At 43.1% G+C, this 12,179-nt stretch carries 12 protein-coding genes, 1 tRNA gene, 1 other RNA gene and 1 riboswitch; of the genes, 1 reads left to right on the forward strand and 13 read right to left on the reverse strand.

Translation table 11 applies throughout. The features are described 5' to 3' along the window. Positions 1-177 precede the first annotated feature (177 nt). From GT1_RS00005 to GT1_RS00060, 12 genes are all read right to left on the reverse strand, one after another. Positions 178-1,074 carry an integrin alpha gene (locus tag GT1_RS00005; protein WP_075755513.1) on the reverse strand — a complete coding sequence of 299 codons (897 nt, stop codon included), beginning with the start codon at positions 1,072-1,074 and terminating at the stop codon, positions 178-180. Between the two features lie 141 nt (positions 1,075-1,215). Further along, positions 1,216-1,292: transfer RNA gene (locus tag GT1_RS00010), tRNA-Val, on the reverse strand. A 55-nt stretch (positions 1,293-1,347) separates the two neighbouring features. Further along, positions 1,348-2,481, reverse strand: a complete 1,134-nt coding sequence (locus tag GT1_RS00015) for an acyl-CoA dehydrogenase family protein (protein WP_075755512.1) — start codon at positions 2,479-2,481, stop codon at positions 1,348-1,350. Positions 2,482-2,588: 107 nt separating this feature from the next. Then, positions 2,589-3,041 carry a DMT family transporter gene (locus tag GT1_RS00020; RefSeq protein WP_223225967.1) on the reverse strand — a complete coding sequence of 151 codons (453 nt, stop codon included), beginning with the start codon at positions 3,039-3,041 and terminating at the stop codon, positions 2,589-2,591. A 120-nt stretch (positions 3,042-3,161) separates the two neighbouring features. Beyond that, positions 3,162-3,758 carry a peptidoglycan-binding protein gene (locus tag GT1_RS00025; protein WP_223225968.1) on the reverse strand — a complete coding sequence of 199 codons (597 nt, stop codon included), beginning with the start codon at positions 3,756-3,758 and terminating at the stop codon, positions 3,162-3,164. 6 nt (positions 3,759-3,764) lie between these two features. Continuing rightward, positions 3,765-3,907: riboswitch (cyclic di-AMP (ydaO/yuaA leader) on the reverse strand. 109 nt (positions 3,908-4,016) lie between these two features. Further along, the gene (locus GT1_RS00030; protein ID WP_075755511.1) at positions 4,017-4,736 is read right to left on the reverse strand and encodes a L,D-transpeptidase family protein; all 720 of its coding nucleotides are present in this window, start codon (positions 4,734-4,736) and stop codon (positions 4,017-4,019) included. Between the two features lie 187 nt (positions 4,737-4,923). After that, positions 4,924-5,397 (reverse strand): hypothetical protein, encoded by a 474-nt coding sequence (locus tag GT1_RS00035; protein ID WP_188396527.1) that lies wholly within the window; start codon positions 5,395-5,397, stop codon positions 4,924-4,926. Between the two features lie 262 nt (positions 5,398-5,659). Next, positions 5,660-6,370, reverse strand: coding sequence for a 2-phosphosulfolactate phosphatase (locus GT1_RS00040; protein WP_188396529.1), 711 nt, complete (start codon positions 6,368-6,370; stop codon positions 5,660-5,662). Between the two features lie 125 nt (positions 6,371-6,495). Then, positions 6,496-7,167: an NAD(P)/FAD-dependent oxidoreductase gene (locus GT1_RS00045; protein ID WP_075755507.1), complete on the reverse strand. Its 672-nt coding sequence runs from the start codon at positions 7,165-7,167 to the stop codon at positions 6,496-6,498. A 187-nt stretch (positions 7,168-7,354) separates the two neighbouring features. Then, positions 7,355-7,867 carry a ferritin family protein gene (locus tag GT1_RS00050; protein WP_075755506.1) on the reverse strand — a complete coding sequence of 171 codons (513 nt, stop codon included), beginning with the start codon at positions 7,865-7,867 and terminating at the stop codon, positions 7,355-7,357. A gap of 293 nt (positions 7,868-8,160) precedes the next feature. Then, positions 8,161-10,068 (reverse strand): glutamine synthetase, encoded by a 1,908-nt coding sequence (locus GT1_RS00055; RefSeq protein WP_188396531.1) that lies wholly within the window; start codon positions 10,066-10,068, stop codon positions 8,161-8,163. A 196-nt stretch (positions 10,069-10,264) separates the two neighbouring features. Then, on the reverse strand, positions 10,265-10,939 hold the full coding sequence (locus GT1_RS00060) for a TMEM165/GDT1 family protein (protein ID WP_075755504.1): 675 nt from the start codon (positions 10,937-10,939) through the stop codon (positions 10,265-10,267). 135 nt (positions 10,940-11,074) lie between these two features. Here GT1_RS00060 and GT1_RS00065 point away from each other — a divergent pair, with 135 nt between their 5' ends. Next, a complete protein-coding gene (locus tag GT1_RS00065; protein WP_188396534.1) occupies positions 11,075-11,635 on the forward strand; it encodes a nitroreductase family protein in 561 nt (186 codons plus the stop codon). A 132-nt stretch (positions 11,636-11,767) separates the two neighbouring features. Here GT1_RS00065 and rnpB read toward each other — a convergent pair. After that, an RNA gene (rnpB, locus tag GT1_RS00070) (RNase P RNA component class A) lies at positions 11,768-12,122 on the reverse strand. Between the last annotated feature and the right edge of the window lie 57 nt (positions 12,123-12,179).

A 12,179-nucleotide genomic window follows, 5' to 3' on the forward strand; every position in this document is an offset into this window, starting at 1 on the left:
CTCAAATAGGTTTATTCCTATTCTTGCCAGTAAGGAAGATGTTTCAAACTTATTTACACAAAATTTTCTGTGCCCTCTGGAAGTCCCATATAATATCTCCATTCAAGTAATGAGCAACACCACTCTCAATAAAAGCATATATTCGCTATAAAGCTATTTTTTCCTTTAAAAATTCTGTTAATTTCCTTGCTCATTCATTGACAATAATACTGTTGCTACTTCAATCTGCCTTATCCGCCATTCATTGTCTTCATATTTCCATATGGAAGTTACATTGGCCACCAGATCAGCGTTGTATGCCCCTACCACCCGTTGATGACCACGAAGCTCATAGGTGCCGTTACGGCTAAAATCAATGGGTTCTATTACTGAAAATGGATAGGAGTATGGCTTAACTTCTTTTAAAAGCTTACCTTCCGGGCTATACACATTACTGCCAAGATACCTGTCTTTATTAGCACTGAGATCAACAATGGTACTGCGTCCGGTATTTTCGTTGACTAATTCGGCTTTAAAGCCATCAACAAACCTGCCGGTAAACTTTGCTCCACCATTATTCTTTTCAGCAAAAATCACCTTCGGTTCGGCGCCACTGAAAGTAGCGATAACGTGTCCCACAATGCCGCCGCTGCCACCTGTTGGTGCCGACACCATAACATCACTGATCTTATCGCCGTCAAAATCTCCCACAAACAACTTAGCTTCGTAACCGCCGAAATTCTCCAATTGAGTAGACACCTGGTTACCGGTCGCACCATTTTGAACTATGATATCGATTTGGTCGGCATATATAGCGTCCGGTTTTGCTTTGCGACCAATTAAGAAGATATTGTCTTCGATAGCATCACCAGTAACATCGGCAATTTTAGCGTCAAGTACATACCTCCCGGCAGGCAGCTCAATTTTTGCCGGTTCCATTGCCAAGCTGCGCGCCGCACCGGTAACATGACCTGCCGCATTATAAACGGTTTTCACTGTATTGGTCTCATAAGAGCCTTCCTGTGCCAGGTACACTGACGGAACAAAAAGAACTACAGCCGATATAATTCCCGCAATTTGTTTTTTATATTGCATATCACGAAACTCTCCTTTTTAAAAATCACTTTGTTATTACAATAAACGTAAACCTATCAAAAAAGTAACGAAAATAGCTAAGTTTCTTAAAAAACAGAAAAGCCCACAGATACATTTCTGTGAGCCTGTTTTTTTGCATTCTGGTGGGACTAACTGGACTCGAACCAGTGACCCCTACGATGTCAACGTAGTACTCTAACCAACTGAGCTATAGTCCCTCAACTCAGGTAAATTATATTACGGTTAATTATAAAAGTCAAGGTACTTTATAAATTAGTACAGAATATTGTTGGCAATTACCAGACGTTGAATTTGGTTGGTTCCTTCGTAAATCTGCATGATTTTAGCATCACGCATATATTTCTCCGCAGGATACTCTTTGGAATAACCATATCCGCCCAGCACTTGAACAGCATCCACCGTAACCTTCATCGCCGTGTCAGCAGCAAAGCATTTAGCAATGGCAGATTCTTTAGTATAATCCACACCCTGGTCTTTCAGCCAGCAGGCTTTATAAACCAGCAGCCGGGCAGCCTCAATTTGCATCGCCATATCAGCCAGCATAGCCTGTACAAGCTGGAACGAAGCAATAGGCTTATCAAATTGTACGCGCTCCTTGGAGTATTTAACAGCCAATTCAAAAGCCGCCTGAGCCAATCCCACCGATACCGCACCAACAAACGGCCGGGCAGCATCCAGTGTTTTCATGGCAATCTTGAAACCTTCTCCTTCACGGCCAATACGGTTAGTTGCCGGAATACGCACGTTGTCTAACACCAATTCGCAGGTATTAGAGGCCCTGATCCCCATCTTTTCTTCTTCTTTACCAACTGTAAAACCCGGAGTGCCGCGATCGACAATAAAAGCAGTCAGGCCACGGATACCGGCTGTTTTACGGGTATTAGCAAAAATAATATAAATTTCAGCAATGCCACCATTAGTAATAAAACACTTTGTTCCATTAAGAATATAATCTTCACCGTCTTTAACAGCGGTAGTGGCAACTGCTCCTGCGTCAGAACCGGCACCTGGCTCAGTCAGCGCAAAAGCGGCTAATTTACCATTATTAAGAACATCAAACATCTTCCGCTTTTGCTCATCAGTACCCAATAATACTACCGGATAAGAAGCTAAAGCATTGGCTGCCGTTGTTGTAGCTACACCAGCACACCCTTTTCCCAGTTCCTCATAGATAAGAGCGATTGAAAGGGCATCAAGACCTGGTCCATCATACTCTTCAGGAACAGTTAAATTGAGCAAGCCTGCTTCATCAAGCTTCTTCCACAGATCAGCTGGAACCACACCGTCTTTATCCATTTCTAAAGCGTGCGGAGTAATTTCTTTAGCCACAAAATCCTTTACCATCTTTTGTAGATCCAGTTGGTCGGGAGTAAAGTTAAAATCCATGCCTTGCCTCCTTATTGTTCGCATAATACAAAAAAATACTAAAGATAAGTATACCGCATAATGATTTTTTTGTTAACACCCAAATTGCAAAAAAATGAAAAAACGCGCTATTTTAACAGCAGTTTAGCGCCAACTGCAAGTAATACTAAGCCAAACAGCTGTTGAGGGCTGCAAGCCATACGTTCAAGGCCAAAGCCGCCAAAATGATCAATAAGAATGGCCGTCAATACTTGTCCGACAATTATAGCGGTAGTAGCATTGGCTACACCAACACTGGGGATACTGGCAGCTACCAAATATATTATGGCAACGCCAATCATACCTCCCAACCAGGAATACCAAGGTGCTCCTTGCCATGCGTACAAATTCCCCTTACCCATTTTAAACAAAAACAGCAAGATCATTACCAACAAACTTCCGGTAATTTGCACAATAAATGTGGCCTCCAAAAGACCAATAACTTTACTTAACGAAGAATTCAGCGACCCCTGCACCGCCATTAATACCCCGGAAACCAACGCTAATACCAATGGCAGCATTTCGCTTGAGATGAAGTTCAACTTAGACACGCCCCCGTATATTTGCACAATTCTAAGTGTAGTATAATACTTGGAAGTTATTAATATTCCAGGATAACCTGCTTTGGAATAAAAAAAAGAGGCTTACTCTGCTAAGCCTCTTTAGTCAAGTATATATACTGTTACTTGCCGAACGCCAAAAGCCAAAGCCTCGCGGCGGTTCTCATAAGCCAAATCAATACGGTTACCCTTAATCGCACTGCCGATATCGTCAGCTACTGCATACCCATAGCCTTTAATATACAATCTGGTTCCCAAAGGAATAACCGATGGATCGACAGCAACCAAACCCTTACGCAAATAATTGCCCCGGTATGTATAGCTGCCATTTCCAGGATCATGCGCCGTATACGCTGATGCCTTCATAACAATAGAGCGGCTGTATCTGCTGGGTTCACTCGTCAAGCGCCCAAGATAGGCGAATGTTTCTTTGTCAACAATACCCGTTACTTCAAGGTCATTATTACGTTGAAATTCTTTTACGGCCTTAGCGGTAATCGGACCGAAGATCCCATCAATCGCGCCGGCATAAAAACCACCATCTGCCAAAAACTTCTGCACAGCTCGTACTTCATCGCCACGTGCGCCAACAGCAATCGGCGCTTTTTCCGGCTGCTCCGCAGTCAATCCGACCGATGGGCTGCTTACTGCAAACAGCATGACCAATGCAAAAGTAAACGCCCAAAAGGCTCTTTTCAATGGTTTCACCTCTCTTACAATGCGCCTCCGAGGTTAGCTGTCGGGTTTGGGCAAAAGAGAATGTGAGAACGCCCTACCGCGATTGCGGATTCACCCCTGTATTTCTATTGGTTCCCCCGTACCATATAAGGATTCGGCATTATAAATATAATATACCAAATTGCAAGCTTGGTCAAATTCGATATCATGGTATATTCTTGTCATATCGTCTATTTCTTTCAGTTATTTAAAAATTTCAGGAAAAATTGGAGGCAAACATTATATTCCCAGCGCCGTGCATAACTCCTTACTCGCTACACCGGTAACAGCTACCCCTTTATCTGCTTGATAAGCTTTAACCGCTTCTTCTGTCATAGTGCCAAACAAGCCGTCAGCCCGTCCCTGAAAGTATCCCATCTCTTTAAGTTTGAGCTGCAGCGCAGCTACGTCGGAGCCTGAAGCTTTATATTTCAAATTTCTTTCAATCCTAATATTTCTGCCTGTAATGCTTACCGGAGTACCAATAGGAGTCCATTCAAACAGCTCTTCGACATCCTTATTGCGCATTCTGATACAGCCATGGCTGGCAAATTGTCCAATTGACCATGGCTTATTGGTCCCATGAATACCAAATGTGCCCCACGGCACATTTAACCCCATCCAGCGAGTACCAAACCCTGTTCCCCAGTCATAATCCTTCCATACAACATTCCATTCGCCAATAGGGGTGGGAGTTTTACTTTTACCCACAGCAATCCGGTACTTTTTGTAAAGCTCACCATCGTTATGGAGCTCTAACTCCCTTGACTGAACTTTTATTAGAATGCTCACCTTACCGGCAGGTGCCTCAAAGGGTTGCCGACTATCAATTGCCGCCAGGTCCTGTTCATCCATATACTCAAAGCCAAGAATGCTAAAAACAATGCTTAAAATAGCTAATACTGCTATACCGAAAAATATCCGTGAACGCCTGACTTTAAACGACCATAAGGAATTCACCTGGTTCGCCCCCTTACAGACTGTATTCTTCAGAAAATATATGCAGCTGTCCGCAAGGGTATGAAATTTTACATGCTGTCAGGCCAACAAAAAAATTAACCGGCTAAAGCCGGTTAATTTAACACATTACATCGCATTAGCTACCATAACCCAATGGCACTTTGCGGGATTAAGATCCAAATGAATATTATTCTTGACTGCGTTTGGCATCAAAATAGTTATTAGTGTTAGTAAGCAACGTAGAAAGCAAGACCACCTCATCCTGGTATCCGGCTAAACGGTCACTTACCTCTGCTTGGACTTTTTCCTGCACGCTACTACGCACAGCAGTCTCTACCGCCCGGGCAATGTTTTGCTTAGCCACATCCTGGTCCTGGACTGCCAGTTGCGCCGCAACTGAGCTAATATCATTAACAATATCCGCTTTTCCGGTGCGTTCAAGGGCAAATTGGGCAAGAGTTCCCCACAATGCCTGTTTATTGCCTTGTTCAAAATTATCCTTTATTTTCAACAACTCTTCAATCTGGGCAGCCTGTGCGTTGGCAGCAGATAATTCAGCCAGTTGGTCTCCCAAAGACGCAGCCTCTGCTTTAGGCATCGCCAACGAAAATATTGGCATTGCGAAAACCATCAACATGACAGCGGCTATCTTTCTTTTCACAATAATACTCCTTCCCCTTTAATGGTTTGGATTCGTAACACATTTTATCATATAGTTTACATAATTAATAGAGGTAAATTAAACAAGAAAACTGATTGCAAAAACAATCAGCTTTTTTTGTCCTAACAGAAATATAACTTTCTTAAGAACAGGATCAACACCGGCTTCCGCTGCGACGCGCCTGGATGGTGCTAATACCGATTGTGCCACGGATGGCATAGCAATTCGGCCCGCCAAAGACTCGGCACAAGCCGTGTTTTCTTTATTTAATGCAAGCAGTTATAGTACCATTTTCAAATACCGGAATAACTGACAAGGTATCTTGTTGTAAACATAACATAACATCTTGTTCAAAGCCGATACTACGTAAATAGCTGGCATGTGACGATTCTGCCACCCTTGGCAGTAACTCGGCGGCAAAATCACGGTACATCGCCTGCGCGGCCAATGCGGTGTCACTGAGTTTAGCAGTCTTACTGAAGCGCTCTGCCAGCAGGCCTGCACACAAAGTGTCTTCCAAGGAAAACCGCCCCTCCGAACCGGCACATACAATGACGACATCGTCTTGCTGCTGTTGTAAAGCACTTGTTATGGCAGCCGCATTAACAAAAGCCATTGCATATACCTTTTGAGCCGCACTTGCTTTGGTTAATGCCAACGTTCCGTTGGTCGTTGTCATTACAATTGTTTTACTTGCTACTTGTTCCCGTGTGTATTCAAAAGGCGAATTTCCCAGGTTAAAACCCGGAATAAGCAAGCCTTCGCGTTCACCAGCCAGCAATATATCCGGATTATTAGCTTTAAGCTTGTTAGCCTCTGCTACTGTTCTTACAGGGATTAGCTCTTTACAGCCATTGGCACAAGCAGTGGCAATACTTGTCGTCGCTCTAAGCACATCAATAACCACCGCACTGTACTTACTGTATTTTTCATCGTCAAAATCGTTAGGAGTAAAACAAATATCAATATTCACGATTTCTACCTCACTTTCCTGACCAAGAATCCGTATTACATATATCCAAATTATATATATCCAAAAATATGTACATTTTTGTCAGACTAAAAGGAAAGCGCTTGGGCTGTCCAAGCGCTGCTCTGTTAACCTAGAATACCCTGTTTTACATTGTCTAAGCCTAAACGATCTATCATCATGCCAATGCGCTCGTGTTTGCGGGCATTGGCTTTGTAGTAAGCAATGATTTTATTAATAATCGCGATTACTTCTTCCTGAGGTATTTGTTCTGTTAATAAATCAGCAACTCTGGCTCTGGCACCAGCACAGCCGCCAATTACAATTTTCCAGCCTTTAGCGGTACCGATCAGGCCTATATCCTTTACCCAGCCCTCAGCACAGGAATTGGTACAGCCGCTAACCCCAAATTTGAGTTTGCCTGGCAACTCCATGCCATGATACAATTTATCAATCTCAAGCCCTAACGTTAAACCATCTTGCTGGGCCCGCTTACAGAAATGAGTGGCCGGACAAATCTTTACGCTCCGCACACACAGACCAACAGCAGCACCTTTATCCATCCCTAGTTCTTCCCACACGGCATCAATTTTATCCTCGGCAATACCAACAATGGCAATCCGCTGCGCTGAGGTTAGTTTGAGTGCCTTGGCTCCGTATTTTTCTGAGACGTCGGCTATTTTCCTCAACACGTTAACATCGAGAATGACACCACCGGGAATATGAGGAGCAATAGCATATGTTTCTCTGTCACGCTGAACGATAGCACCTTTTTCCAATAAATCTGTCTTTTGTTCCATAATATGAAACCTCCTATAAGATAATAATATGTAGTGGAATATTATTATAAATTAGATACTTCTTATAAAAATCCTGCTCCCTTACAAAATTTTTCTAAAAAATGCAAAGGGCAGAGATAGAGTTCTTTTGACGCAAAAAAATATAGCATCCATATAGACGCTATATTCTTGCTAAATCGATTCTGGCTTACGCCCAGGCATCCAGCATTTCACGGAGTTTTACTACATGTGTCTGTTCTTCAGCTTTTAACTGGTTAAATATAGTTCTGGCTTCTTCAAATTTAGCACATTTCGCTAAGGCATCATAAAACAGAATAGAATCTTTCTCATCTTGTAAAGCGGCTTTCAGAATATCGGCAATGGTATTAAGTTCAGGCAAAGTTTGCGCTGCCTTATCTTTAGGGAAAATATGGGGCTCAGCGAGAACTGTCAAATACTTTGAAGTTTCTTGGTCAAACAGGTAATCGCTGGCATCCGCATCTTTGTTTTCCTTAAGTTTATTATAAAGTGCAGTGAATTTTTCATGATGATAAATTTCTTCATTCATAAGAAACATGAACAAGTCTTTATGTTCCTGATTTTTGGCTTGCTCATATGCTTTTTTGTAAAAGTCGCGACCACGTGCCTCCATATCAATAGCGATTCTCAGGCCTTCCAAGTCGCTAAACAAGTTGCCCATATCACAGGCATTTTTTTGCATGTGGATGTCCTCCCTTTATTAAATTCATAATATACTGGATTATATTCCATCTTTCTGGATAAAATCCTTTTTCCTTTGTGACTTTTTTATCAAATATAGTGAATAATTAGCAAATTAAATTATGTACACTATTATATACATACTTATCCTGGGACTTAGCCGCTCTTGAACTCCCGCCTGTAGAAGATAGGGGTCTTAGAGCAGGTTAATCTCAGAATAAAAGGAAAGCAGCATGGGTAAAAATCCCAGTGAAATTTCACTGGGATTTTTACTATTAGTAAGGTGATATCCTATTAACAATGGATCATATTCTTCTTGTATTCACGATAGAGTACTTTTAATTCATTAACCTTATCTGACATCTCAATTTGCAGGGCTGATGCAGTATCATAATCGCCTGCCTGAATAGCCTCTTTAATCCGGGTAAATATACACTTTTGCGATAAGCAGTCTTTGGCAAGTCCCACTCTGAGAGCATTGATCTTATCCCAGTTGGAAAGGTCAAGATCACTGGCACAATCAGCATTATGCAAGAGTACTGCCTCTTTTACAACACCGAGATTTTCCGGAATAATGCGATTGAGCAGCTCAGTTTTCCAGCGAACTAACGCACCAGCCACAAAAGCCTTAACCAGTTCGGGGCGGAAAGATCCGCCAATAGTAAGTGTTTTAACCTTCTCCGGATATTTCTCGATATTTTGCATGTTTTCCCAAACAGTGGCAGGCGGTTTGCCAAACAAGCGATTACGCTCTTCGGCAGAATAATCATCAAATACGTCATGTTCGCTGCGATACGCCCGTTCTGTTTCAAGATAAAAGCCTTCTTGTCCGGCTTCTTTGGAAAGCTCGGCATCCAGTTCTGCTATTGTTTTGCCAGAATTTACGGCAGCTTTAATACCATCAAGCATGCTCATATAAATAGCCGTTATTGCAATATAGGTATTGGTATACGGATTCGGAGAACGAACTTCAAATCTGGTAGCCATCGGATTATTAACATCACGTACCAGTCCCGCCAGGATGGTTCTGTTACGCGAAGGCACGGCCGGAGTATGGCCTAAGGAGGTTACGATACATACCGGTGCCTCAAAACCGGGCTTTAAACGATTAAGCGAGTCATTGGTTGAAGAAATGAACGGGTTAATGACTTCGTAATGCTTTAAGAGTCCCATGATTGCACCATAACCAATGGCGCTTAAAAAATACTGCTTCATATCAGAAGGCGAGAACAGGTTAACGACTTTTCCAGACTTAAGTTTTGCTGCAATGCCGACATGAGTATGTTCACCACTGCCAGCAACACCAATTATCGGTTTTGCCTTGAAAGTTACCTCCAGGCCATTTGCCCGAAAAGCTTCTTTCACAATAATTCTGGCTTGAAGCTCATTGTCTGCGCATTGCAAAGCATTAGAAAACTTCCAGTCAATCTCCAGCTGTTCCATAACATGGTTTAAGTGACCGGTTTCATCGATCTGTGCTTTAACGCCACCGACTTCTTTGTGACCCATTTCCGGTTCAAGACCATATTTGGCCATCATCAATATGGCTTGTTCCATTGCAGTACGGACATTGCCACGTGTCCGCTGCCAGTATTGCTCCTGTAGAACCTGGGAAGCCGACAGTTCTTCCACTTCTGCTTTGTTGGCCGGAGTTTTTACCCAGAATTCAAGTTCGGTGGCCGCAGTAAAGAGAATATCGTCTACATCAGCAGCATTGATATGTTCTAAGCCGGCAATCTTACTATTGTTTTGGAAAAGAGCCTTGATTTCCGCTTTTATATATTCCATGCTTTGCGCTAAAATGGAACGGGAGTCAACTCTAAGTCCATCATGTACCAGGAACGCCGGAATCCGGAGCGTACCGACAGGTTTACCGGTCTCCTCATCAATATGTTCATAATTATAGTCTACAAACCAATTAACACTGGCATCGGCCAGCATATCCAGTTTGGCGTTGTTTAATGTTGCAATGCCGGTAAGAACAACAGACGAGCCATCTGTCTGGACTGCACTGCCATCATAAAAGTTTTCCATATCCTCCATGAACAAACCAATAGGAATCTTCTCATCGGTATCATTACCAGCCAAGTCAATACCCACCAGTGAAGCAAACTTGATTTCCGGGTGATTAGTTAACAGGTTCAAAATTTCTTCTTTACCATATTTACCTGCAGGAATTACATACACTAAATCTTTAGTCATTTCCTTCACCTCATCATAAAATATTCATCTTATAGGTTCTCGCAATAGACCCTGGCCAATTCGGGCAAAAAAACAAACTCCTCCACTTTGCAGGTGTGAAGGAGTCGCCATTGACTCAGTCATATTTAAATATGTACTTATTATAGCATAAAAAATCCTTTTGTCTAGATACTAAATTACTTTTTTCTATTTTTACTCATTCCCCTTGTCCATGTGGCTGTTTTCCCCCATGCCCCATTCTGGCAACCAGGAGCATTGCCAACAGGATAACAGATACCCCACCTACCATAACAGGTGTCGTTACTATGTGGCGCGGTAAATATTCATATAAGCCGGCTACACCAAAGAAAATAAAGATACTAGCGGCAACCCATTTTACTAATCGCTCAGGAATCTTCTTGCCTAGCACTACACCAATAACTATACCGATGGCATTGGCAATCATCATGCCGACTGTGGTTCCCAGCCAAACAGGTATGATTTGATTGGCAAACTGAGCTGCCAGTGCGACGGTGGCCAACTGGGTTTTGTCTCCCATTTCTGCAATAAAAAAAGCGATAGTGACTGTCCAAAAGGGGCTGCGGTTAGTCTCTTTATCTTCACCGTTAAGTTCATCTCCCCGGATTGTCCACAAGCCAAAAATAATAAATGATGCCGCAGCAGCAATCTGCACATATTGTAACGGCATGAATAGCGTTATGTAACTACCAACAACTACAGCAAAGAGATGATTAAGAACGGTGGCTACGAAAACACCGGCCAAAACGGTAGGCCACGGATAACGAGTGGCAAACGCCATGCCCAGCAATTGTGTCTTATCCCCCATTTCAGCAAGTATAACAAAGGTAAGTGATGTAATAAATGCTGTCAAAAAGATTCCTCCTTAACAAGGTTAACTCATCTACTAGTATGACCAAAATACAATAAGTTTTCAACCCCAAAACTTTACATTTGAATTTGATTCAGTTATGCTATTGCTATAATCGGTGGAAAAGGATGTGATTACATGGAGCTATTGGAAGCCATTAATAGCCGCCGCTCAGTACGAAGTTATACCAGCGCCCAGGTAGATAAAGCAACAATTGAAAAACTGCTCGACGCTGCCGTACAGGCCCCCAGCGCTATGAATTCCCAGCCTTGGGCCTATGCTGTAATTCAAAATGCCGCCCTGCTCAAAGAATATTCCGACCGCACCAAGCAACTTCTCCTGGCATCGCTGGATAAATTTCCGCAGCTCAACAAGTATAAAGCAGCATTTGAAAACCCTGATTTCAATATTTTTTACAATGCCCAGTCACTGGTAATTATCTTTGCCAAGCCTGGATCTCCAAATGGTACTGTGGATTGCTGTTTAGCCGCACAAAACTTTATGCTGGCAGCACACAGCCAAAACCTTGGCACCTGTTGGATTGGCTTTGCCCAGAGATTTTTAAGTCTGGCTGAAATCAAGGAAGAACTCGGCGTCCCGGCGGAATATGAAGCGGTAGCCCCGATCATCGTAGGTTATCCGGAGGTCAAACCGCCGGCAGTACCTAAAAAAGCTCCGGAAATTTTATTCTGGAAATAATACAAAACCCGCAGCCAAAATGCCTGCGGGGTTTTTTTATCATGATAGAAAGTATAACTTTCACCTGGATAAGGGCAACATCGGCTTGTGCTTTCGCCAAAGGCTCGGCGCAAGCCGTGTTTTCTTTATGCTTGTCTGAGTAGTCAATAAGCCGAGTTCTGTTCCGCGTTAGCGGTGATGATCATTTATCTGGGCCGGCAGTTGCCTGACAGCTCAAGCGACACAACCCGGAAGGCTCAGCGGGCAGCTTCATCCCTTCCCTATTCGGTCTTGCTCCAGGTGGGGTTTACCTAGCCAGTCAGTCACCTGACTGCTGGTGCGCTCTTACCGCACCGTTCCATCCTTACCTAACCAAGGTTAGGCGGTCTGCATTTCTGTGGCACTTTCCCTGAGGTCGCCCTCGCTGGACGTTATCCAGCACCCTGCCCTAAGGAGCTCGGACTTTCCTCGAGTGCAATCAAGCACCCGCGATCATCTTTCGTACTCAGAGGTTAATCAACCGGATATTTATTATATCACTTGTTCAACACTAAATCAATAAGAA

The organism is Sporomusa sp. GT1, assembly GCF_014634905.1.
Lineage (GTDB): Bacteria > Bacillota > Negativicutes > Sporomusales > Sporomusaceae > Sporomusa > Sporomusa sphaeroides.